24 protein-coding genes are annotated in these 22489 nt (G+C 74.8%); 15 read left to right on the top strand and 9 right to left on the bottom strand.

What is annotated here, in order from left to right:
• Nucleotides 1-126 precede the first annotated feature (126 nt).
• Together AB0P35_RS03690 and AB0P35_RS03685 are read left to right on the top strand one after the other, a co-directional pair.
• Nucleotides 127-1137, top strand: coding sequence for an ATP-binding cassette domain-containing protein (locus AB0P35_RS03690; RefSeq protein WP_095877086.1), 1011 nt, complete (start codon nt 127-129; stop codon nt 1135-1137).
• The gene (locus tag AB0P35_RS03685; RefSeq protein ID WP_095877087.1) at nt 1134-1949 is read left to right on the top strand and encodes an ABC transporter permease; all 816 of its coding nucleotides are present in this window, start codon (nt 1134-1136) and stop codon (nt 1947-1949) included. Before AB0P35_RS03690 ends, AB0P35_RS03685 begins: the two co-directional genes overlap by 4 nt.
• A gap of 42 nt (nt 1950-1991) precedes the next feature.
• Here the strand turns inward: AB0P35_RS03685 and AB0P35_RS03680 are convergent, their stop codons facing one another.
• The gene (locus AB0P35_RS03680; RefSeq protein WP_363505995.1) at nt 1992-5363 is read right to left on the bottom strand and encodes a BTAD domain-containing putative transcriptional regulator; all 3372 of its coding nucleotides are present in this window, start codon (nt 5361-5363) and stop codon (nt 1992-1994) included.
• Between the two features lie 164 nt (nt 5364-5527).
• Between AB0P35_RS03680 and AB0P35_RS03675 the strand changes: the two genes are divergently transcribed.
• The gene (locus AB0P35_RS03675; RefSeq protein WP_095877089.1) at nt 5528-6337 is read left to right on the top strand and encodes a site-2 protease family protein; all 810 of its coding nucleotides are present in this window, start codon (nt 5528-5530) and stop codon (nt 6335-6337) included.
• Nucleotides 6338-6353: 16 nt separating this feature from the next.
• Here AB0P35_RS03675 and AB0P35_RS03670 read toward each other — a convergent pair whose 3' ends face one another.
• Both AB0P35_RS03670 and npdG read right to left on the bottom strand, forming a co-directional pair.
• Entirely contained in the window at nt 6354-6554 is a 201-nt protein-coding gene (locus AB0P35_RS03670) for a hypothetical protein (protein WP_095877090.1), read from the bottom strand.
• Nucleotides 6555-6682: 128 nt separating this feature from the next.
• Complete coding sequence (npdG, locus tag AB0P35_RS03665; RefSeq protein ID WP_095877091.1) at nt 6683-7384, bottom strand: NADPH-dependent F420 reductase; 702 nt, start codon at nt 7382-7384, stop codon at nt 6683-6685.
• Between the two features lie 47 nt (nt 7385-7431).
• On the opposite strand from npdG, the gene AB0P35_RS03660 reads away from it, so the two are divergent.
• Both AB0P35_RS03660 and AB0P35_RS03655 read left to right on the top strand, forming a co-directional pair.
• Complete coding sequence (locus AB0P35_RS03660; RefSeq protein ID WP_363505990.1) at nt 7432-8019, top strand: hypothetical protein; 588 nt, start codon at nt 7432-7434, stop codon at nt 8017-8019.
• Nucleotides 8020-8097: 78 nt separating this feature from the next.
• Nucleotides 8098-9453: an MFS transporter gene (locus AB0P35_RS03655; RefSeq protein ID WP_363505987.1), complete on the top strand. Its 1356-nt coding sequence runs from the start codon at nt 8098-8100 to the stop codon at nt 9451-9453.
• Nucleotides 9454-9460: 7 nt separating this feature from the next.
• Here AB0P35_RS03655 and AB0P35_RS03650 read toward each other — a convergent pair whose 3' ends face one another.
• The gene (locus AB0P35_RS03650; protein WP_095877092.1) at nt 9461-9694 is read right to left on the bottom strand and encodes a hypothetical protein; all 234 of its coding nucleotides are present in this window, start codon (nt 9692-9694) and stop codon (nt 9461-9463) included.
• A gap of 135 nt (nt 9695-9829) precedes the next feature.
• Between AB0P35_RS03650 and map the strand changes: the two genes are divergently transcribed.
• From map to AB0P35_RS03625, 5 genes are all read left to right on the top strand, one after another.
• A complete protein-coding gene (map, locus tag AB0P35_RS03645; RefSeq protein ID WP_095877093.1) occupies nt 9830-10675 on the top strand; it encodes a type I methionyl aminopeptidase in 846 nt (281 codons plus the stop codon).
• Between the two features lie 147 nt (nt 10676-10822).
• Nucleotides 10823-11473, top strand: a complete 651-nt coding sequence (locus tag AB0P35_RS03640; protein ID WP_363505983.1) for a thioredoxin family protein — start codon at nt 10823-10825, stop codon at nt 11471-11473.
• A complete protein-coding gene (locus AB0P35_RS03635) occupies nt 11470-12066 on the top strand; it encodes a hypothetical protein (RefSeq protein ID WP_363505980.1) in 597 nt (198 codons plus the stop codon). Before AB0P35_RS03640 ends, AB0P35_RS03635 begins: the two co-directional genes overlap by 4 nt.
• Before the next feature lie 108 nt (nt 12067-12174).
• A complete protein-coding gene (locus AB0P35_RS03630) occupies nt 12175-13266 on the top strand; it encodes a hypothetical protein (RefSeq protein ID WP_363505977.1) in 1092 nt (363 codons plus the stop codon).
• A gap of 112 nt (nt 13267-13378) precedes the next feature.
• Nucleotides 13379-13813, top strand: coding sequence for a hypothetical protein (locus tag AB0P35_RS03625; protein WP_363505974.1), 435 nt, complete (start codon nt 13379-13381; stop codon nt 13811-13813).
• A 66-nt stretch (nt 13814-13879) separates the two neighbouring features.
• Here the strand turns inward: AB0P35_RS03625 and AB0P35_RS03620 are convergent, their stop codons facing one another.
• Entirely contained in the window at nt 13880-14578 is a 699-nt protein-coding gene (locus AB0P35_RS03620; protein WP_363505971.1) for a bifunctional DNA primase/polymerase, read from the bottom strand.
• A 432-nt stretch (nt 14579-15010) separates the two neighbouring features.
• Between AB0P35_RS03620 and AB0P35_RS03615 the strand changes: the two genes are divergently transcribed.
• On the top strand, nt 15011-15223 hold the full coding sequence (locus tag AB0P35_RS03615) for a hypothetical protein (RefSeq protein ID WP_363505968.1): 213 nt from the start codon (nt 15011-15013) through the stop codon (nt 15221-15223).
• Nucleotides 15224-15332: 109 nt separating this feature from the next.
• Here AB0P35_RS03615 and AB0P35_RS03610 read toward each other — a convergent pair whose 3' ends face one another.
• Nucleotides 15333-15986 carry a PadR family transcriptional regulator gene (locus AB0P35_RS03610; RefSeq protein ID WP_363506332.1) on the bottom strand — a complete coding sequence of 218 codons (654 nt, stop codon included), beginning with the start codon at nt 15984-15986 and terminating at the stop codon, nt 15333-15335.
• 371 nt (nt 15987-16357) lie between these two features.
• Between AB0P35_RS03610 and AB0P35_RS03605 the strand changes: the two genes are divergently transcribed.
• Entirely contained in the window at nt 16358-16939 is a 582-nt protein-coding gene (locus AB0P35_RS03605; RefSeq protein ID WP_363505965.1) for a dihydrofolate reductase family protein, read from the top strand.
• A 227-nt stretch (nt 16940-17166) separates the two neighbouring features.
• Here the strand turns inward: AB0P35_RS03605 and AB0P35_RS03600 are convergent, their stop codons facing one another.
• The 3 genes from AB0P35_RS03600 to AB0P35_RS03590 all read right to left on the bottom strand — a co-directional run bounded on the left by AB0P35_RS03600 (nt 17167) and on the right by AB0P35_RS03590 (nt 20498).
• Nucleotides 17167-18033: an AraC family transcriptional regulator gene (locus AB0P35_RS03600; protein WP_363505962.1), complete on the bottom strand. Its 867-nt coding sequence runs from the start codon at nt 18031-18033 to the stop codon at nt 17167-17169.
• Between the two features lie 93 nt (nt 18034-18126).
• Nucleotides 18127-20091, bottom strand: a complete 1965-nt coding sequence (locus AB0P35_RS03595; protein ID WP_363505959.1) for a sigma-70 family RNA polymerase sigma factor — start codon at nt 20089-20091, stop codon at nt 18127-18129.
• Between the two features lie 83 nt (nt 20092-20174).
• Nucleotides 20175-20498 (bottom strand): YciI family protein, encoded by a 324-nt coding sequence (locus AB0P35_RS03590; RefSeq protein ID WP_363505956.1) that lies wholly within the window; start codon nt 20496-20498, stop codon nt 20175-20177.
• 166 nt (nt 20499-20664) lie between these two features.
• On the opposite strand from AB0P35_RS03590, the gene AB0P35_RS03585 reads away from it, so the two are divergent.
• From AB0P35_RS03585 to AB0P35_RS03575, 3 genes are all read left to right on the top strand, one after another.
• A complete protein-coding gene (locus AB0P35_RS03585; RefSeq protein ID WP_363505953.1) occupies nt 20665-21354 on the top strand; it encodes a DUF998 domain-containing protein in 690 nt (229 codons plus the stop codon).
• Between the two features lie 56 nt (nt 21355-21410).
• The gene (locus AB0P35_RS03580) at nt 21411-21776 is read left to right on the top strand and encodes a DUF1801 domain-containing protein (RefSeq protein ID WP_363505950.1); all 366 of its coding nucleotides are present in this window, start codon (nt 21411-21413) and stop codon (nt 21774-21776) included.
• Between the two features lie 209 nt (nt 21777-21985).
• Nucleotides 21986-22384, top strand: a complete 399-nt coding sequence (locus tag AB0P35_RS03575; RefSeq protein ID WP_363505947.1) for an ACT domain-containing protein — start codon at nt 21986-21988, stop codon at nt 22382-22384.
• The last annotated feature ends 105 nt before the right edge of the window (nt 22385-22489 follow it).

Genomic DNA, 22489 nt, shown 5'->3' with positions numbered 1-22489 from the left:
CCGCGGCGGGCGCGCCGTCGGCGTACCGGGGCCCCGACGGCGCGCCGACGGCGGCGTGACAGCGGCCGCCGCGGGCTGACAGCCGGACGACAGAGCGGCGACAGCGGGCCCCGGCAGCCTGAGGGCATGACATCGATCGCCACCGCCCCGAACGACCGGGGGCCCCGCAGCAACGCCGTGGAGGTCCGCGGCATCGTCAAGACCTTCGGCGCCACCAGGGCGCTCGACGGCGTCGACCTCACCGTCCGCGAGGGCACCGTCCTCGGCCTGCTCGGCCCGAACGGCGCCGGCAAGACCACCCTCGTCCGGATCCTCTCCACGCTCGTCAAGCCGGACGCCGGCACCGCGTTCGTCGGCGGCTACGACGTGCTGCGCCAGCCCAAGCAGTTGCGCCGCACCATCGGCCTCACCGGCCAGTACGCCTCGGTGGACGAGCTGCTCTCCGGCTACGAGAACCTCTACCTGATCGGCCGGCTGCTCGACCTCCCCGGCAAGGAGGCCAAGGCCCGCGCCGCCGAGCTGCTGGAGCGCTTCTCGCTCACCGACGCCGCCAAGCGACCCGCCAAGACCTACTCCGGCGGCATGCGGCGCCGCCTCGACCTCGCCGCCTCGATGATCGGCCGGCCCAAGGTGCTCTACCTGGACGAGCCGACCACCGGCCTCGACCCGCGCACCCGCAACGAGGTCTGGGACGAGGTCCAGCGGATGGTCGCCGAGGGCTCCACCGTGCTGCTCACCACCCAGTACATGGAGGAGGCGGAGCAGCTCGCCCACGAGCTCACCGTGATCGACCGTGGCCGGGTGATCGCCGCCGGCGGCATCGAGGAGCTCAAGACCCAGGTCGGCGGCCAGACCCTGCAGGTCCGCCCGCAGCACCCGGCCGAACTGCCCGAGATGGCCCGCTGCCTGCACGAGGCCGGGGTCGCCGCCACCTTCTCCGCCGACACCGGCCTGCTCTCCGTCCAGCTCACCGGCGACGACCAGCTCACCTCCGTGATCGGCGTGCTCGGCACCCGCGGCTTCGCCGTCGCGGGCATCGACACCCAGCTCCCCAGCCTGGACGAGGTCTTCCTCGCCATCACCGGCAAGCCGTCCGCCCCCGCCGCCCCGATCCTCGACAAGGAGCCCGTGGCATGACCGCCGCCACCCTCACCCCCGCCCAGGCCCACCCGGACGACCCGCGGATCGGCTTCGCCGGACACCTGCGCCACGTCGGCGCGCTGACCCGCCGTAACCTGATGCGGATCAAGGCCGACCCGGAGTCGATGCTCGACGCGGTGCTGATCCCGATCATCTTCACCGTGCTGTTCGTCTACGTCTTCGGCGGAGCCGTCTCCGGCAGCCAGCACGACTACATCCAGTACATGATCCCGGGCCTGCTCGGCACCACCGGCCTCAACCTGGCGATGGCCGTCGGCACCGGTCTGAACAGCGACTTCCAGACCGGCGTGATGGACCGCTTCCGGACCCTGCCGATCGGCCGGGCCGCGGTACTGCTCTCCAAGATCGTCGCCGAGACCTGCCGCGGCCTGGTCTCCTTCACCATCCTCATCGGCTTCTCGATGATCCTCGGGCTGGAGATCAAGACCGGCTTCCTGCAGCTGCTGGCCGCGGTGGGGCTCTCCCTGCTGTTCGGCATGTCGATCGTCTGGATCTCCATGCTGCTCGGCATGTCGCTGCGCAGCGCCCAGGCCGTGCAGGGCGTCAGCATGCTGGTCATCATGCCGCTGCAGTTCGGCAGCTCGATCTTCGCGCCGACCAGCACCATGCCGGGCTGGCTGCAGGCCTTCACCGAGTACAACCCGCTCTCCGCGCTGGCCGACGCCTGCCGCAGCCTGATCAACGGCGGGCCGCTCACCCACTCGGTGACGATCGTGCTGGTCTGGTCGGTGGCGATCACCGCGATCACCGCGCCGCTGGCCGTCGCCCGCTTCCGCAAGCGGACCTGACGACACGCCGGCCGGACCCGGCATCAGAACGCCGGCCCGGTGTCAGAACGCACCGGGGTCGTCCATCAGGGCGGCCGCCTCCGAGAGGGTGAGGCGGCCGCCCTCGGCGTACTCGGCCCCGTACACCTCGGCGCCCAGCATGCCGGTCAGCACCGCCGCCATGCGGTCGCGTTCCCGGCGCTCCATGTGGGAGCCGCGGCTGCCGTGCAGGGCGTCGTGGGCGCCGAGCAGCACGGCCGCCCGGCGGGCCGCCGGCCGCGGGTCGTCCTGCTGCTCGGCGAGCGCCACCACGATGCCGGTGGCCGGCAGCAGCAGCATCACCGCCATGTGCTCGGCGAATGCGGTCGCCCCGCCGGGCACGCCCTTCATCGCCCGGCGGCCATCGGCGAGCAGTTCCAGGCCGCGCGGCGCGTCGCCGGCCCGGGCGACGACCCAGCCGCGGATGCAGCCGACGATGCCGACGAACACGCCCGGCACGATCGGCCCGAACACCAGGTTGTTCATCACCAGCCGGTCGAGCTCCGCCAGCGCCTGGGCGTACTCGCCGCGCTGGGTGTGGATGTTGCAGAGCACCAGCCGGCCGTAGAGCATCGTGCCGTCGGCCGCGTGGTTGGCCGTCCGGACGGACGCCAGGGCCTCCCGGATCCGCCGCTCGCCGTCCGCCTCGTCGAACTCGAACAGCGCCTCGCCGAGCCGGACCTCCAGCAGCGGCACCTCCTGCCAGGCGCCGAGTTCGGCGGCGATGTCGATGGCCTGCCGGTAGGCCTCGGCGGCCCGCAGGCCCTCGCCCAGTTTGGCGGCGTTCTCGGCCTGCGCGGAGAGCGCCTCGGACATGCCCCAGCGGTTGCCGAGCCCGGTGAAGATCTCCAGCGCCTCGGCGCTGTCGGCGATCGCCTGGTCCAGGCCGCCGACCCAGTCGTTGAGCAGCCGGGCCCGCAGTTGCAGGGCGAAGGCGAGGTCCAGCGGTCGGCCGTGGCGGCGGCAGCCGTCGACGGCCTCGTCCATCGTCTCGCGCATCCGGTCCATCTCGCCGGAGAGGAAAACCGCGAACACCCGCAGCAGTGCCGGGAACCGGTAGGACTGCGGCAGGTCCGGGGTGTAGGTGGCCAGCACCCGGTTCGCGAGTTCGATCGCGCCCGGGTCGCCGAGCGCCGCCATGTTGCCGGTGAACAGGTCGACCAGCCGGTGGAGTTGGACCTGCCGGCGGGCCTCGTCCAGCATCTCCTGCGGCAGCGGCGGCGGCGCGTCCAGCGGGCCGACCTCCAGCGGCACCGGCCGCGGCGCGTCGTCGGCGTAGGCGTCGGGGCCGAGCGCGCAGACCGCGTCGTACCACTCGCCGGCCTCCCGCCGGTTGTCCCGCAGCGACCAGAACCAGCTCATGCCGAGCACCAGGACGAGCAACTCCTGCTCGTCGCCGAACTCGACGGCGGTGCGCAGCGCGGCCCGGATGTTCTCCTGCTCCCGGTCGAGCAGGCCCAGCTGGTCGATCTGCTCCGGGCCGTGCATGCGGAGGTCGGCGATCCGGACGAGCTCGCGGTAGCAGCGGACGTGCCGCAGGGCGGCGCCGTCGCCGCCGGCCTCGGCGAGCTTCTCGGCGGCGTACTCGTGGATGGTCTCCAGCATCCCGTAGCGCGGCCCGCCCTCCAGGTCGGCGATCACCAGGGACTTGTCGACCAGGGAGAGCAGCAGCTCGGCGACGTCCTCGCGGCGGACCTCGGCGCCGTCGGCGGCGACCTGCTCGGCGGCCTCCAGGGTGCAGCCGCCGGCGAAGACGGCGAGTCGGCGCAGCACGGCGCGTTCGCGCTCGCCGAGCAGGTCCCAGCTCCAGTCGACGACGGCGCGCAGGGTCTGCTGGCGGGGCAGCAGGGTGCGGGAGCCGGCGGTGAGCAGGGCGAACCGGCCGTCGAGGCGGTCGGCGAGCTGACGTGGGGTGAGGCCGCGCAGCCGGGCGGCGGCCAGCTCGATGGCGAGCGGCAGGCCGTCGAGGCGGCGGCAGATCTCGGCGCAGGCCTCCGGGTCCTCGGCCGGGTCGAAGCCGGGCCGGGCGGCGGCGCCGCGCTCGGCGAGCAGCCGCAGGGCGGCCGGGTCGGGCAGCGGCTCGACCGGCAGCACGGCCTCGCCGGGCACGCCGAGCGGCTCGCGGCTGGTGGCGAGGACGGTGAGCTCGGGGCATTCGGCGAGCAGCCGGTCGGCGAGCTCGGCGGCGGCCTGCACCAGGTGCTCGCAGTTGTCGAGGACGAGCAGCATCCGGCGCGGGGCGCAGTGCTCGACCAGCCGGCGGACGGGGTCACCGCGGCGGGTGTCCATCACCTCGGCGACCGCGCCGCCGGTGTGCAGCACCGTCTCGCGCAGGCCGAGCGCGGCGGCGACCGCGCCGGGGACTGCCAGCGCGTCCTCCAGCGGGGCGAGTTCGACCATCCAGACGCCGTCCGGCCAGGAGCCGCCGCGCTGGGCGGCGCGGCCGGCCTCCAGCGAGAGCCGGGTCTTGCCGGAGCCGCCCGGGCCGGTGAGGGTGGTCAGCCGACCCGCCGTCAGGGCGCGGCCCAGGGTGCCGAGGTCGCCGTCGCGGCCGACGAAGCTGGTGAGTCGGGGGCGGAGGTTGCCCGTGGGGGCGGCCGGGCGCGGCACCGGCGCTGCGGCGGTCGGCGGCGCGGCGGCCGGTGCGGCTGCGGCGGCGACTGCCGGGGCGGGCCGCGCGGGGGCGGGGGCGAGCAGTTCGGCGTGCAGGGCGCGCAGCTCCGGGCCGGGGTCGGTGCCGAGCCGGTCGGCCAGGATGCGGCGGGTGCGCTCGTAGCGCTGCAGCGCCTCGGCGGTGCGGCCCTCGGCGCGCAGTGCGCGGATCGCGAGGGCGTGCAGCTGCTCGTCCAGCGGGTGCAGCTCGCAGAGTTCGGCGAGTTCGGCGGTGAGGTCGGCGGTGTTGCCGAGGGCGAGGTCGGCGGTGATCCGGTGCCGGTGGGCCTCCTCGCGCTGCGCCTCCAGGCGGACGGCCGGGCCGGCCCGGTCCGGCAGGTCGGCGAGGGCGGGGCCGCGCCACAGGGCGAGGGCGCTGCGCAGCCGGTCGGCGGCCTCCTCGTGGTCCCCGGCGGCGAGGGCCCGGCGGCCGTCGGCGGCGAGCCGCCGGAAGTCGTCGGCGTCGGTGCGGCGGGCGGTCAGCCAGTAGCCGGCCGGGCCGGAGCCGATCTCGTCGCGGCCGATGGTGCGGCGCAGCCGGCCGACCAGGGTCTGCAGTGCGGCGGAGCCGTCCTGCGGGGGTTCGTCGCCCCAGACCTCGTCCACCAGCAGGTCGGCCGGGACGGGCCGGCCCTGGCGCAGGGCCAGCGCGGCCAGCAGGGCGCGCAGCCTCGCCCCGCCGAGCGGGACGGGGGTGCCGTCGTCGTGGTGGGCCGTGGTGGTGCCGAGGATGCCGTAGTGCACGGCCCCATTCTGGTCGACGGGCCGCGCGGCGGGCGCACATATATGCGGGCCGGTGGAACCGTGGGCGGGTACGGCGCGTTCTTCGGTGGCAGCTTGTCGCGGTGGAGAGCAGCGCGGCATGATCGGTCCCTGCCCGTCCCCGGCCATCCACGGAGCTCCGCACCATGACCTTCGCCACCACGCAGCGCCGCAGCGAGGAGAGCCGGATCAGCCCGGTCTTCTGGGTGCTGCTCGCGACCCTGGTCACCTCCGCGTGGGCGGTGGTGAGCGGCTTCGGCAATCCCCGCTTCGGGGTGTTCCTGTTCGTGGTCGCGGGCTGGATGGTCTCGCTCTGCCTGCACGAGTACGCGCACGCGCGCACCGCGCTGCACAGCGGGGACATCACGATCGGCGCCAAGGGCTACCTGACGCTGAACCCGTTCAAGTACGCGCACGCGCTGCTGAGCTTCGTGCTGCCGGTGATCTTCGTGATCATGGGCGGGATCGGCCTGCCCGGCGGCGCGGTCTACATCGAGCGGCACCGGATCAACGGGCGGCTCAAGCACAGCCTGATCTCGGCGGCCGGCCCGCTGGTGAACGTGGTGATCGGCATCGGCCTGCTGGTGCTGGTGAGCTCCGGGGCGTTCGACGACCCGGCGCACCCGGCGGTGCTGGACGGCCGGGAGCTGATCGTCTCGGCCTTCCCCGCGGCCCTCGGCTTCCTGGCGTTCCTGCAGGTCAGCGCGGCACTGCTGAACCTGCTGCCGGTGCCGGGGCTGGACGGCTACGGCATCGTCGAGCCCTGGCTGTCGCTGAAGACCCGCCGGGCGATCGAGCCGTTCGCGCCGTACGGGATGCTCGCGGTGTTCGTGATCTTCTGGCAGACCGCGGCCAGCCACTGGTTCTCCCAGCTGGTCTTCGCGATCACCGACCTGTTCGGCGTCTCCCAGGCCTACCCGGTGGTCGGGCAGTTCCTGTTCCGCTTCTGGGAGTGAGCACGCCCGAGGGGCGCTACGGCTGCTGCTCGCCCCGGGCGACGGCCGCGGCACGCTCCTGGCGGTCCTTGCGGATGTAGTACCAGGCCATGTTCGAGGCGACGCCGGCCATCAGCACCCAGATCACGCCGAACCAGTTGCCCTCCACGAACGAGACGACGGCGGCCGTCACCGCGAGCACGAGGACGAGCGAGGCGAGCAGGGCGTTGCGGGGCATGGTGGAACTCTCCCGGGTCGGGGCGCCCCCGGTACGGGCCGGCGGCAGTGGGCACCCCATTGTCACCGACCGGCCCCCGCGCCGGGGCGAGGGGGCCGGTGGCGACCGGCGCGTCCGGCGCGTCCGGGTCAGACGTCGGTGATCCGCAGGCCGGCGTGCGCCTTGTAGCGCCGGTTCACCGAGATCAGGTTGGCGACCAGCGACTCGACCTGGTGGGCGTTGCGCAGCCGTCCGGCGAAGATGCCGCGCATGCCGGGGATCCGCTCGGCGAGCGCCTGCACGGTGTCGGTGGCGGCGCGGTCCTCGCCCAGCACCATCACGTCGGTGTCGATCTCCTCGATCGAGGTGTCCTGCAGCAGCACGGCCGACAGGTGGTGGAAGGCCGCGGTCACCCGGGAGTCCGGCAGCAGGGCGGCGGCCTGCTGGGCGGCGCTGCCCTCCTCGGGCTTGAGCGCGTAGGCGCCCTGCTTGTCGAAGCCGAGCGGGTTGACGCAGTCCACGACGATCTTGCCGGCGAGTTCCTCGCGCAGGGCGGCGAGGGTGGCGGCGTGGCCGTCCCAGGGCACGGCGACGATCACCACGTCGCTCTCCCGGGCGCAGGCCGCGTTGTCGGCGCCGCGTACACCGAGGCCGATCTCCTCGGCGGCGGCTTCGGCGCGCTCGGCCGTCCGGGAGCCGATGACGACCGGCTGCCCGGCCTTGGCCAGCCGGTAGGCGAGGCCGCGGCCCTGGTCGCCGGTGCCGCCGAGGACACCCACGACGAGCGAGGACACGTCGAGCGGAGCGGGGGCCGCCGCGGCGGCGGGATTCACCGATTCGGGTTGCGTCATGGACAAGATCCTGCCAAAGGCCGGGCCGCTCCTCCATGCTGTGCCGCATGGACGCGGTGAGACTTTCCGCACTGAGCGCGACCTTGGCGGGCACCGGCCTGCTGGACGTCACCCGGGCCTTCGGCGGGGCCCTGCACCGATCGGTCACCCGGCGCGCCGCGGCGGGCCTGCTGCTGGTCGGCACCGAGCAGTACGAGCCGTGGCACCTGGCCGCACACCTGGACGAGGAGGCGGCATTCTCCGGGATCGGCGCGCTGGCCCCCGTACTGGTGCGGCACGAGGTCCCGGCCTCGGCGCCGGCGCACCTGGCGCACGGGCTGCGGCGGCTCGGCGCGGCGCCGCGCGGTGCCACGGTGCTGGTGGTGGCGCCGCACGCGCCGGGCGAGGGCCTGCTGGAGCGGGTCGAGGACGCCCGCCGCGGCGGGGCGACCGTGCTGGCGCTGGACGCGGGCGACGCCGAGCTGGGCGCGCTCGCCCACGAGCGGCTCGCGGTGCCGGTGGCCGGCGAGGGCCCGTTCGACCTGGTGCAGCACCTGGTCGGCGCGGCCGCCTCGGTGCCGCCCGCCCGGGGGCTGCGCAGCCGGCTGGCCGACCTCGCCGAGCGCATGGTCGCCCCGCCGGTGCTGCGCTGGTGATCCCGCCGTCCCGATCGGTGGTGTACGGCCGGTAAATCGGTTGCCCGGGCCTCCCGGGCCGACCGAGGATGGCCGACCGTGACCTCCCAACCAGCGCCGGCGCCGCCGACCCGGCTGCGCACCGCCGTACGCGGACTGCTCCCGGACACCGCGCCGTGGCGCAGCTCGCGGGACTTCCGGCTGCTCTGGAGTTCGGGCTGCGTGAGCAGCCTGGGCAGTTTCCTCACCTACGTGGCGGTGCCGCTGCAGGTGAAGGACCTCACCGGCTCCTCCTTCCAGGTGGGCCTGGTCGGCGCCTTCGAGCTGGTGCCGCTGGTGGTCTTCGGCCTGTGGGGCGGGGCGCTCGCGGACGCGCTGGACCGCCGCCGGCTGGTGCTGCTCGCCGAGGGCGGCCTCGGCGTGCTGAGCGCCCTGCTGCTGGTCAACGCGCTGCTGCCGCAGCCGCTGCTGTGGCCGATCTACGCGGTGGCGGCGCTGGTCGCCGCGGTGGACGGGCTGCAGCGGCCGGCCCTGGACTCGCTGACCCCGCGGATCGTGCCGCACGAGCAGCTGACCGCCGCCTTCGCACTGAACTCGCTGTACCGGAACGTCGGTTCGGTGGCCGGTCCGGCGCTCGCGGGCGTCGTGGTGGCGGTCGCCGGGGTGCAGACCGCGTACGCGCTGGACGTCGTCAGCTTCGCCCTCTCGCTGCTGCTGCTCGCCCGGATCCGCGCGGTGCCGCCGGCGTCCGGCGCCGAGCGCCCCTCGCTGCGGACGATCGCCACCGGTGTCCGGTACGCGTGGAGCCGCAAGGACTTGCTCGGCACCTACGCGATCGACGTCTGCGCGATGCTGTTCGCCTACCCGGTGGCGATCTTCCCGTTCCTGGCCGCCGAGTTGGACGCCGGCTGGGCGCTCGGCCTGCTGTACGGCGCCTCCGCGGCCGGTGCGCTGGCCGTCTCCGGGACCAGCGGCTGGACCTCCCGGATCCACCGGCACGGCCGGATGCTCGTCCTCGCCGCGCTCGGCTGGGGCGCCGCGATGACGCTGGCCGGCCTGGTCGGCGACGTCTGGCTGGTGCTGCTGTGCCTGGCCGCGGCCGGCGGCGCCGACCAGATCAGCGGCATCGCCCGCTCCACCATGTGGAACCAGTCGATCCCCGACGGGCTGCGCGGCCGGCTCGCCGGGGTGGAGCTGCTCAGCTACTCGGTGGGCCCGCAGCTCGGCCAGGTCCGGGTCGGCGGCGCGGCCGGGCTGATCGGGGTGCGGGGCGCGATCTGGAGCGGCGGCGCGGCCTGTGTGCTCGGCGTCGCCGTGCTGGCCGTGGCGCTGCCGAGCCTGCTCGCCTACGACGACCGGACGGACCCGAACGCGGCGGCCGTGCGGGCCGCCGCCGAGGGCCGCGGAGCCGAGGGCCGCGACGCCGGCGGGCGGGAGCCGGTGCCGGCGGCCTGACGGCGGCTCAGTCCTCGTCGCCGCCCTTGGGCGGGCCGTCGTGCCAGCGCGGGTCGTTCTGCCACTCCCGGTTGCGCTCCGCTGCGATCTCCAACGCCGCGGCGGCCTCGCCCGGGGTGGCGTACGGCCCGAGCCGGTCCTTGGCGGGGCACTCCGGGCCCTCCTCGACCTTGCCGTGCTTGATGCAGTAGAACCACTCGCCCGGCTTCCCGGTGGGCTTGCGGCCGAATCCCATGGGCATGAGAGCTGCTCCTGTTCGGTTCGTCGTCCTGGGGTGATCCTTTCCCGATGCCGCCCGCGTACACACGGCGCGCCGCCGGTCCGGCGCCCGCACGCACGGCCGGGCCGCCGCAGGCCCGGCGGATAGACTCGCGGCATGGCTCTCGTACCCGGCACCCTGTCCCCCACCCGCAAGGTTCCCTCGCACATCGCGCGCCCGGAGTACGTGGGCAGGCCCGCGCCCGCGCCGTACACCGGCCCCGAGGTGCAGAGCGCCGAGACGGTCGAGAAGATGCGGATCGCCGGCGGGATCGCCGCCCGGGCGATGGAGGAGGCGGCCAAGCTCATCGCGCCCGGCGTCACCACCGACGAGCTGGACGCGGTCGCCCACGCGTACATGTGCGACCACGGCGCCTACCCGTCCGACCTCGGCTACCGCGGCTTCCCCAAGTCGATCTGCACCTCGATCAACGAGGTGATCTGCCACGGCATCCCGGACTCGACGGTCCTTCAGGACGGCGACATCGTCAACATCGACGCCACCGCCTACATCCACGGCGTGCACGGCGACCTCAACGCGACCTACCTGTGCGGCAACGTCGACGAGGAGTCCAAGCTGCTCGTCGAGCGCACCCGGGAGGCGCTCAACCGGGCGATCAAGGCGGTCCGGCCGGGCCGTCAGATCAATGTGATCGGCCGGGTCATCGAGTCCTACGCCAAGCGCTTCGGCTACGGCGTCGTCCGGGACTTCACCGGCCACGGCATCAACACCTCGTTCCACTCCGGCCTGATCGTCCCGCACTACGACAGCGAGCGGGCCACCGAGGTGATCAAGCCCGGCATGACCTTCACCATCGAGCCGATGCTGACCCTGGGCACCTACGACTACGACATCTGGGAGGACGGCTGGACGGTCGTCACCGGGGACCGCAAGCGGACCGCCCAGTTCGAGCACACCCTGGTGGTCACCGCGGACGGCGCGGAGATCCTCACCCTGCCGTAGCCGGGCCGGGCGGACGGGGCTGCGGATTTCCGTTATCCGCGGCCCCGCGGCGGATCTCCCAGGGCAAGGAGCACGACCCACCCTCACGCCGCCCGCCCCGCCCTCCCCCGGGGTGCCCGGGCGGCACCCGCCCCGGGAGCAACGTCCATGAGCCTCGACCGCCGATACCTCGGAGCCGTCCTCGCCGCGCTGACCGCCGCTGCCTCGCTGGCCGCCTGCGGACCGACGGACTCCGGCGGAGGGACGGCGGTCGCCGCCGCACCCGCGAGCAGCACCGCCGCCCTTGAGCCGCCGGCACCGCTGCCGACCCCGACCGCCGCCACCGCGAGCCCGAGCACGGTGAGCGCCGCGCCCAGCACCCCCGCCCGTCCTGCCACGACGACGGCGCCCGCCAAGACCACCAAGGCGCCCGTCTCGCTGGCCGGCTACAGCGCGACCGCGAACGCCCAGAAGGAGATCGACGCGGCCCTCGCCCAGGCGAAGGGCGACGGCCGGCGCGTCCTGCTCGACTTCGGCACCAACGAGTGCGGGGTGTGCCGGGCCGTCGACGGCCTGTTCGGCAAGAGCCGGATCCGCAGCACGCTGGACGCCTCGTACCACGTGGTGAAGATCGACCTGGCGAACAGCCGCACCAACATGGCGATCCTCAGCCGCTACGACCACTCGAACGGCTTCGCCACCCCCGTGCTCATCGTCGTCGACGCCCAGAACAAGGTCGTCACCGACACCCAGCAGACGGGCCTGCCGAAGCTGACCGAGACCGGCTTCGACGGCTTCCTCCGCCAGTGGGCGAAGTGACGGCACGTCGGCCGCGGCGGCCCCTGCGTCCCTGGGCCGCCGCGCTGGCGGCCGGGCTGGCGGTCGGCCCGGCCGCGGGCTGCGCGCCCGACACCCGGCCGGCCCCGGCCGCCGTCCCGGCCCCCTCCTCGGCGCGGTTCACCGAGAACGGCGTGACGGTCGACGTCGCCCTCCGCGGGTGGGACGGCTCGGCGGGCACGCTGACCGCCGTGTTCACCCCCGCCAAGGCGGGCTACCACCTCTACAGCCTGGACCTGCCGCCCGACGGGATCGACGGCGTCGGGCGGCCCACCTCGCTGCGGCTGCGCGGCGGCCTGGCGGAGGCCGGGCGGCCCGCAGCCGATCGCCCGGTGCACCGGCTCCAGCTGCCCGGCGGCCTCGCCCCGGTGCCGGTCTACCCCGACGGGCCGGTCACCGTGACCCTGCCGGTGCGGCGGGCCCAGGCGGGGACGGCGACCGTCCTGGTCGGCTACGCCGCCTGCAGCGAGACCCAGGGCTGCATGTTCCCGGTCGAGGGCCACCCCGTGGGCGTGACCGTCGACGGCGGCACCGTACGGTTCACCGACCCCGTCCCGGCCACGCCCACCGGCTGACCCCCACCCCCGCTCCGCCCTCTGGCGGCCGTACCGGGCCCCCGACCGGTACGGCCGCCCACCCCGACGCATCCCCGGACCGCCCCAGCCCCTCGGACGAACACACCCATGGACAGACCGATCCACCCCACCGCGCGCCCGGCCGGCAGCGCCGTCCTCGGCCACCGCGCCGCCGTGCTCGGCTACGCCCGCCTGTGCTGCCGCGACGAGCGGAGCGCCCGGCAGCTGGTGGACGAGGCCGCCGCCCTGGCCCTCCGCACGCTCCATCCTGGGGCCTACCCCGGCGAGGCCTGGCGGCCCCGCACGGTGTCCGCGCTCCGCCGGACGGCCGCCCGGTGGGCCGACGACGGCCGACAGGCCGACCTGTCGGAAGGCTTCCGGGCCTGGCTGCGCGAGGCGGCCGCCCGCCACCCGGGACGCGGCTTCGCCGGCGCGCTGGCCGCCGTCGAACAGGACACGCCGCTGCTGCAGGCCTTCGACCGGCTGCCCGGGTCCCTCCAGGAGGAACTGTGGCGCGGCCTCGGCCGGGACGCCGACCACCGGCCACCCGCCCTGCCCGCCCGGGTCGCGTTCCTCGACACCTACCTGCGGGTGTACGCGGCACGGGTCCCCGCCCGGGCCTGCCGCCAGCTGGTCGCCCGGCTGGGCGACGCCGTTCGGCGCGACACCGCCCCGCAGGACGAACTCGCCCGCCACCTCCCCTGCTGCGCGCAGTGCGGTGCGGCCCGCGCCGAGCTCGCCGCCGTCCGGGACTGGCACCGCCCGGTCCTGGTCCCCGCCCTGCTGCTGTGGACGGGCGGGCCGACCCCGACCCCGAACCCGGCCCCGGAACCGGTGGTGTCCGTCCCCCCGCCGCGCCGCCGCCTCGCGCCGCGTGCCGCCGCGGCCGCGGTCGCCGGAGCCGCCGTGCTGGCCCTCGCGCTGGCCGCCGCCGCGGCCGCCCTGCCCGACCGCCCGCTGGTGCCGGCCGCCGCCGTCCCCGCACCGACCAGCGCGGAACCCACCACCGCACCGCCGACGAGACCCCCCGCGACTCCCACCACGCCCGCGCCCCCGGTGTCGCCGACGCCGTCCCGGACGGCGCCCTCGCCCACCCCGTCGCGCAGCCGCACCACGCCCCCGACGGTGCCGCCCTCCGTACCCCCACCGGTGCCGCCGCCCACCCCGGTGGTCACGGTCACCGTCGTCTACGTCCCCTGAGGACCCGCTCCCGCGGCCACCGGGCCACCGGACGGAGCCGCCCGCAGGCGTCCGGCGCGGTGCGGTCGCAGGCTGGAGGGCGGAGTGACCGGCCGACGGCGAGGTGTGGTCGATGGACGAGGCGCAGGGGCTCGAACGGGTCTCGAAGCGGGCCGCGGAAGCGGCACAGCACGTGGAGGCCGTGCGGCGGCAGTCCCGTACCCAGGTGCGGGAGGCACTCGTACGGGTGACGGAGGACGCCGCCCGGCGTGCCGGGCCGGCGCGGGAGGCGGGCGGCGCGGAGGAGCGGCCTGGCTCGGCCTGGCACCATCTGCGCGAGAGCTGGCACCGGCATGTGGGTGCGGCACGGGACCGCGTGTCGGAACGCGAGGCCCGGCACGATGCCGGCGCCACCCGGCGGGAGGCCGAGTACGCCGAGCGCTACGCGCTGGAGGCCGTCGACTTCGCGCTGGAGGCGGTCGACGAGGCCGAGTACGCCGCCCTGCGCGCCGTGGAGGCCCGCCTGGAGGCGGAGGAGGCGGCCGGGCGGAGCGGCCCGGACGAGTAGCCGGTCAGGCCGAACCGGCGTCCGCGGGCGGCGAGTTCACAGCCCGGGGACCGTCCGGTCACCCGCTCACCCGATCAGCCACTGCTCCTCGGCGACCGCGCCGACCTCGGTGCAGGCGTCGGTGAGCACGTCCAGCACCCGCAGCGGGTCCGGCAGCGGCTGGTCGGGGCCGCGCAGCCAGCGGACCTCGGAGCCGTCCGGCAGCGCGGCCGGCGGCAGCAGCGTGTACGAGCCGCGGCAGTGCCAGCGCAGGCCGGGGTGCTCGGACATGGTGTCCGGGGTGGAGTCGAGGGCGCTCGTCCACCACTCGTCCTCGTCGGCGGGGGTGCCGCGGGTGGCGGTGAAGAAGAGGTAGCGGTCGTCGCCGACCGCGGCGACCGGGCCGCGCACGCCGCGCTCCTCCAGGCGCTCCAGGGCCAGACGGCCCGCCTCGGCGGGAACGTCCAGCACGTCGTGGACGCGGCCGGTGGCGGTGACGAAGTTGGCCTGGGGATCGCGGGCGAGCCAGCGGGCCAGCTGCTCGGCGTCGGTGGTCGCCTGGGTCTGCCAGGCGAAGGAGACGGGGTGCTGGGCCGGCGCCGGACACCCCACGCGGTCGCAGGAACACCGGTGGCCCGCCGGATGCGCCGCGGGCGCCAACGGGAACCCGGCGCGCACCGCGCCCAGCAGCAGATCCAGCCTCGCAGCCGCCTCCCCACCCGTGACCGGACGGTCCTGCCGCCGCTCACGCCGCCACCAGGTCGTCCACCTGCTGCTGGCTTCCATCGGGCCCCTTCCGCTCTGCCGTGACCTGCCGTGCCTGGTGCGGCACGGCGAACGACGCACCGTCCGACGCAACAACGGCGAACGCCCGCTGCTTCCCGGGGCATCCGTCCATCGCGTCCGCCGCAGCCGCGGCCGGGATCACCGGGACGGCCAACGCCCGGGGCACGATACGGAGTTCGAGAAGATACGACTCGGCGGACGGGCGCGAATGCACGCGCCTCGACCGGCCCGTGCGGGCCCGCGGACCCGGGCCGAACCCGGAGGCGTACGTAGCAGGATAAGGGTGCGCACGGCCCCGAAATGACCAGGGGCGGTGCTGCGCCGGTCACATCGGCTCCACATCGCCCCTGCCGGACCTGCACGCGGCGCCCGCCGGCCGGTGCCCCGGCACACCCCGAGAGGCGCCGGGAGACCCCGCGTACCCTGGAGGACGTGAAGAGCGCGGAGACCGAATTCGTCGGCGGGCCCCTGGACGGCAGGGTCCTGCCGATCATGCTGGGCAGCTTCTGGACGATCCCCAAGGTCTACCGCGTGCCCGTCCCCGCGCAGGACGGACTGCCCGCCGTGACACTGGTCTACCGGCGGACGAAGGTGTTCGGCACCAAGGGCTGGCGCTGGCGCTACGAGTACGACACCGAGGCCTGAACCCCCCTGGCACACACGCCGGCACACATGCCCGCCCGCACGCCCGGAACGCCGCGGCCCCGCCGCGGCGGATGCCGCGACGGGGCCTGCCGACCGACCCCTCGGCCGGTCAGACCTGCTCGTCGGCGAGGATCAGGTACAGCTTGCGCTTGGCCTCGTTGAGGACGGCGAGGCCCTTGGCCCGCTGCTCCTCCGTGCCGGTCAGCATGACCTGGCGGATCGCGTGGTCGACGGCGCCGATCGCCGCACCGACCTCCTGGATCGCCTCCCAGTCGACGCCGCGGCCGGCCTCCTCCCACGGGGACTCCTCCCCCGCGTCGGCCTCGGCCCGGCCGGCCTCGGTCAGCTCGAACAGCTTCTTGCCCGAGGACTCCTGAGCCACGATCAGCCCCTCCTCCTCCAGCAGCTGGAGGGTCGGGTAGACCGAGCCCGGGCTGGGCCGCCACGCACCGCCGGTGCGCTCGCCGATCTCGGTGATCATCTCGTAGCCGTGCATCGGCCGCTCCTTGAGCAGCGCGAGCAGCGAGGCACGGACGTCCCCGCGGCGGGCCCGGCCGCCGCGGCGGCCCGGACCGCGGCCCCAGCCGCCGCCCCGCGGGCCGCGGCCGCCACGGCCGTGCCCGCCGTGGCCGGGGAAGGGCCCCGGCCCGCCGAAGCCGTGCCCGAACGGACCGGGCCCCGGCACTCCCGGGCCGCCGGGCGGCACCCCGGGCGGACCGAACGGCCCGAACGCGAACCGCCTTTCGAAGCCCTCGCCCGGCATCCCTTCGCCGGGCACCGGCCCGCGGCGGCGTCCTCCTCGATTTCGCCTTCCTTCGCGCATGATGCGCACCACCTTTCGTCCGTGATGCTTCCCCCGAAGCATCTCGATAACTCGACGATATATCGGTGACTGTCGCTCGTCAACGGTTTCCGACAGCCCGACCGGCGTGTCCCGTGACAGGCGACCTGGACCGACTGCCATCGAAGTCGGACCGGGAGTCGTTCGTGACAGCGAAGTCGGACCGCCGAATGTCAGGTCCCGGGACTGTGGCCTACCAGGGGTCAAGCCAAGGTGAGCCCATAAGGGGCAGTGGGAAGAGCGACAGCTCTTGACACGCTAATTTGGGGCACCCCGAAGCAGAGGAGAGCCCCGTGGGCAAGGTGGTCATGTACGGCTCGGTGTCGGTGGACGGCTTCGTCGCGGACGAGAATGACCAGCCCGGACCGCTGTTCGACTGGTTGTCCAGCGGTGACGTCCCGTTGGACGAGAGCGGCGAGCTGAAGGTGTCGCAGACGTCCTACGACTACACCCGGCCGTACTGGGACCAGATCGGAGTCACGATCGTCGGCCGCCACGTCTTCGACCTGACGGACGGCTGGGACGGGCAGCCGCCGGGCGGGATCGACCACGTGGTCGTCGTGACGCACCGGCCGGAGCCCGAGGGCTGGGACCCCGAGGCGCCGTTTCACTTCGTCGACGGCGTCGAGGCAGCCGTGGCCGAGGCGCAGGAGCTTGCGGGTGACCGCACGGTCGAGGTCGCCGCCGGCGACGTCGGTGGCCAGGTGCTCGCCGCGGGCCTGATCGACGAGGTGCGCATGGACGTCGTACCCGTCGTGTTCGGGTCCGGCAAGCGCTACTTCGGGTCGGTCCACGCGCAGCACCTGCTGGAGGATCCTGACGTGGTGATTCAGGGCAACCGGGTGCTTCACCTGCGCTATCGGGTGCGCCGTTGACCGATCTGAGCGGGTACGCGAAGAAGTCCACTGCGAACGGTGACTCAGGATCGGCCTCCGGCTGCGTTTGCGCATCGCTGTCCCTGGTCGGGCAGCCGACGCCGATCCGCCCCGGGACCTGACCTGCGGCGGTCCGACTTCGCTGTCACGAACGACTCCCGGCCCGACTTCGACGGCAGTCGGTCCAGATCGCCTGTCACAGGACACGGCGGCTCACCGGACGAGGCTCACCCGCGCTCGGGCTCCACCGGGAGCCACAGCTCGGCGTCGGCCTCGGTCCCGTCCGGCGACGGGCGGACGCGCAGGATCTCGGGCCCGGTCCGGCTGCGGTACGGGTTCGAGGGGAACCACTCGGTGAACACGTCCCGCCAGAGGTCCTGGATGGCCTGCGGCGCCGGCCCGGAGGTGGTGAAGACCGCCCAGGCACCGGCGGGGACGGCCAGGGCAGTCGTGCCCTCGGGCGCCGCCATCGACGTGATCACGCCCTGGTAGTAGTCGAGTTCGGTGCCGTCGGCGCGACTCGGGTCCAGGTCGTCGCAGACCGCGACGATGCCGTGCGGCTCCTGGTCCGACAGCTTCTCCAGGCGCTCCAGCGTCCGCGGGTCGATCCCGCGGACGAAGTCGACGATCGCCCCGTTCTGCCCCGAATGCACCAGCGGCACCCGGGCCTTGAGGCCGACGACGGTGAAGTCCGGCTTGGCCACGATGCGGTATCGCATACTGCTGCTCCCTTCGACGGTGAGTCGGAAGGCCATCCGGGGCTGGGAGCTGAGAGCGGCGCCGGTCCGTCGGGCCTCGCCCGGTCCGGTGCCGTGCACGGCGCGGAACGCCCGCGCGAACGCCTCGCCGGAGCCGTAGCCGTAGCGCACCGCGATCTCCAGCAGCGTGTCACGCCTCGCCAGCACCTCGGCGCCCGCGACGGTGAGCCGACGGCGCCGGACGTACTCCGACAGCGGCATGCCCGCGAGCGCGGAGAACATCCGCCGCAGATGGTACTCCGAGGTGGCCGCGATGCGCGCCAGCTCTGCCACCTCGATGTCCTGGTCGAGATGGCGCTCGATGTACTCCATGGCCTGGTTCAGCCGCTCCAGCACGCCCGGTCTCCTTCCTCTTGACGACCACCACGCTAGGCAGCGCCCAACCTGCCGGACCCGACATCCTGTGCCCGATCGCATCGGGTGCGGACGTCAGCGGCGCGGCTTGAGCATGCGCAGGGTCCAGCCCTCGCCGTCCGGATCGAGCGGACGGGTGGCCTGCTTGAAGAGGTGCTCGGCACGTTCGTAGGAGAGCCGGGCGCGGCCGGTGTCCGGGCAGAGGTCGGCCGGGGCGGGGGTGCGGGCGGGGCCGGGGCGGCGGTCGGTGAGGAAGAGCGGGCCGCGGGTGCGTCCGGCCAGCAGGCCGGGGAGGAGCCGGGCCGTGGCGGAGCGCCAGGCGATCCAGGTGTCGCCGGTGCGGGCCCTGCGGTCGTCCAGGTCGAGGTCCTCGACGTTCAGCGACAGGACGGCCCGCACCGGGGCGCCGGACTCGTGGAGCATCCGCCACAGGGTGCGCTCGCGCACCGTGGGCCCCGGCAGCTCCCAGAGCCGCTCCAGCCGGTCCGGGCCGATCGCCGGGGTGCGGCCGGGCGGTTCGGGGCGCCGGTCGAGCCCGGCCGCCGGGTCGTCCAGCCCGGCCCAGGCGGCGAAGGAACGGACGGCGGCGCGGTGCCGGTTCCAGGTGCGCGGCGCGGCCTCGCCCCAGGCGGTGGTGAAGACCTGCGCGACCTGGTCCGCGGTGAGCGAGCCCAGCGGCAGTTCGTCGCCGAGGGCGAGCCGCAGCCGCCGCAGGGTCTGCCCGTACGAGCGGACGGTCGCCCCGTCCAGGTCCTCCCGGTCGAGGAACTCCCGCGCGGTGGCGCCGAGGACCGCGGTGGGCGGGCCGGCCGTCGCGAGGGCGGCGGCGCGGCGGTCGAGGAAGGCGCGTTCGGCAGCGTTGCGGGTGAGCGCGGCGGCCCGCCGGAACTCCAGGCGGGCGTCCTCGGTGCGGCCGAGCCGCTCCAGCAGGTCCCCGCGGACGCTGGGCAGCAGGTGGTAGTCGCGCAGCGCGGGGTCGGCGGTCAGCTCGTCGGCGAGGTCGAGCCCGGCCTGCGGCCCGTGGGCCTTGCCGACCGCGACGGCCCGGTTGAGCCGGACGACCGGGGTCGGCAGCAGCCGTTCCAGGGCCGCGTACAGCGTCGCGATCTGCGCCCAGTCGGTGGCCTCCGCGGTGCGGGCCTGGGCGTGGCAGACCGCGATCGCCGCCTGCAGCACGTACGGGCCGGGCGGGCCGCCGCACTCGCGGGCGCGGAGCATCGCGGCGAAGCCGCGGCGGATCAGCAGCGGGTCCCAGCGGCCGCGGTTCTGCTCGTGCAGCTGGACGGGCTCGCCGGACGGCCCGGTCCGCGCGGCCGAGCGCGAGGCCTGGATCTCCATCAGCGCGACGAGCCCGTGCACCTCGGCCGCGTGCGGGACGGCCGCGGCGAGCAGCCGGCCGAGCCGGAGCGCCTCCAGGCAGAGCCCGGGCCGCATCAGGTCGTCCCCGCTGGTCGCCGAGTACCCCTCGTTGAAGACCAGGTAGACGACCTCCAGCACCGAGGAGAGCCGGGCGGCGAGTTCCTCGCCGGGCGGCAGCTCGAACGGCACCTGCCGCTCGGCCAGGGTCCGCTTGGCAGCCGCGATGCGCTGCGCCACCACCGGTTCCGGGACGAGGAAGGCGCGGGCGATCTCCGCGGCGGTCAGTCCGCCGAGCAGACGGAGGGTCAGCGCGACCCGGGCCTCGGTCGGCAGCACGGGGTGGCAGGAGACGAACATCAGGCGCAGCAGGTCGTCCTGCTCGTCCGCCCGTTCGGTCTCGCCCGACCGCCGCAGCTCGTGGGCGAGTTGCTCGTGCCGGCGCTCCAGCCGCTCGGAGCGGCGGATCCGGTCGACGGCGCGGCGCTTGGCGACGGAGGTCAGCCAGGCGCCGGGGTTGTCGGGGACGCCCTCGGCCGGCCACTGTTCGAGGGCGGCGACCAGGGCGTCCTGGGCGAGCTCCTCGGCGAGGCCGACGTCGTGCACGAGCCGGGTGAGCGCGGCGATGATCTTCGCCGACTCGAGTTTCCAGACCGCGTCGATCGTGCGATGGACATCGGGCACGGCCACGATGAGAGCACCCGCCCCGGCCGGTTCGCAAACCGGGGCGGGGCGGGTGAGCCGTGGTCGGATCCCCGGGACGCCGGTCAGCCGCCGAAGACCTGCTGGACGATGCTCTCGCCGTCGCCGACGATCCGGCGGAAGCGGCGGGCCAGCTCGATCGCCTCCTCCTTGGAGCGGACCTCGACCAGGGCGAAGCCGGCGACGGCCTCCTTCGCCTCGGCGTACGGCCCGTCGGTGACGGTGATCTCGTCGCCGGCGGAGACCAGTCGCACCCCGCCGGGCTCCAGGCCGCCGGTCGCCAGCAGCACGCCGGCCGCGGTCAGCTCCTCGATGAAGGCGCCCATCTCCGCGAAGAGCTTCTCGTCGGGGGCGGCGTCGGTCGGCTTGGTGGTCATCAGGAAACGCATGGGATCTCTCCTTCGGGTGGCGCTCCGTGGCACCGCGGTTCTGTTCTGCCACCACGTCGAACGAGGAGATGTGACAGGGAACGGCAGGCATTCCCTGTCACATAAGCCGTTCGACGTGGTGGCAGAACACCCAACAGCCGCAGCGCCACAGACCGGAGAAGCCGCCATGACCACCGCTCACGCCCGTACCGCCCCTGCCCGTACCACCCCTGCCCGTACCGCCTCCGCCGCCCCGGCGGGCACCCGCACGCTGCTGGTCTGCGGTGCGGTCGCCGGGCCGCTCTGGGCGGCGGTCGCGCTGACCCAGGCCGCCACCCGGCAGGGCTTCGACCTGACCCGCCACCCGCTCAGCGCACTGAGCAACGGCTCCCTCGGCTGGCTGCAGATCGCGGACTTCCTGCTCGCCGGCGCGCTGACCGTCGCCGGGGCGGCCGGACTGCGCCGCGTCCTCGCCGGCACGCCCGGCGGCCGCTGGGCGCCCCGGCTCGTCCGCACCTACGGCCTCGGCATGGTCGCCGCCGGAGCCCTTGTGATGGACCCGGCCGACGGATTCCCCATCGGCACACCCGACGGCGTGCCGGCGAGCCTGAGTTGGCACGCCGTCGGACACCTGCTGGCGGGCACGATCTCGTTCGCCGCGCTGATCGCCGCCTGCTACGTCCTGGGCCGCCACTTCGCCCGCGCCGGCCGCCGCGGCCACGCCCTCGCCTCCCGCGCCGCCGCCACCGCGCTGCTGCTCGGCAACATCTGGGCCATGACCGGGGGCCCGGCCGGCTCGCTGACCCTTGCCGTCGGCGCGATCGCCGCGATGCTCCAGGTGTCGGCCGTCGCCGCCCTCCACCTGCGCCTCATCTGACCGACCGTCGCCGAACCATCCACCGAAGCGCCACTCACGTTCGAAGGACGATCGACATGCCCGCCACCACCACCGTGCCGCAGTACCTCGACACCCTCCCCGCCGCCCAGCGCGAGATCGCCGACCGGCTCCTGCCGCTCGTCGAGGCCGCCCTGCCCGGCGCCGGCGCCGTCTGGCACGGCCACCCGGTGTGGAGCCTCGGTGCCGCCCCCGGCAAGAACCCGGTCTGCTTCGTCAAGTCGTACAGCAGCTACCTCACCCTCGGCTTCTGGCGCGGCCAGGAGATCGCCGACCCGTCCGGCCGGCTCGCCCCCGGCGCGCGGGCCATGGCCTCGGTCAGGCTCCGCACCGCGGACGACGTCGACACCGCGCTCTTCGCCGACTGGCTGGACCGGGCCCGCGACCTGGAGCAGACCGCCTGACCGACCCCCATGCCCTCCCTGCGACCCGAACCCCGAACCCGGCGGCGCCGGGCGGACGGCAGAGGTGCACCCCGGTGCCCCCCGTCCGCCCGGCGCTCCGCCGTGTCCTGCGCGGACGTGACCGGGCGTCACCTGCCCCGCCCACAGGACGACACACCGGCGGCGGACGGGGACTGCCCGCGGGCCCCGCCACGCACTACGGTGGCGCCATGGCCGCCGAACGAGACCTCACCGCCCTGCTCGCCGGGCTGCGACCCGTACTGAATCCGGGACGGTACGTGTACTGCACCCTCCCCGGGAAGGTGCCGCCCGGCCTGCGCCCGGTGGTCACCGTCGCCGAGGCGGAGGGTGTCACGGTCGTGGTGCCGCAGGAGGAGGCGGACTCGCTCGGGTTGCGCTACGAGTACATCGCCGGCTGGATCACCCTGCGGATCCACTCCGCCCTGGAGGCGGTCGGCCTCACCGCCGCGGTCGCCACCGCGCTCGCCGACCACGGCATCAGCTGCAACGTCGCCGCCGGCTTCCACCACGACCACCTGTTCGTCCCGGCCGCCGACGCCGAACGGGCGCTGCGCGCCCTGGAGGAGCTGTCGGCCGTCCAGGGCTAGCGCCTGCCGGTCCGTCGGGCCCGGCGCGGCCCCGGTGCACCGTGATCGGGGAGCGGAGGTCCTCGCGCGGGTACCACCCGTACGACCGGATCCGCTCCACCGGGA

Source organism: Kitasatospora sp. NPDC085879 (assembly GCF_040686255.1).
GTDB lineage: Bacteria > Actinomycetota > Actinomycetes > Streptomycetales > Streptomycetaceae > Kitasatospora.
The sequence above is the reverse complement of the archived record's forward strand: the minus strand, read 5'-3'. Positions and strand labels throughout refer to the sequence as shown.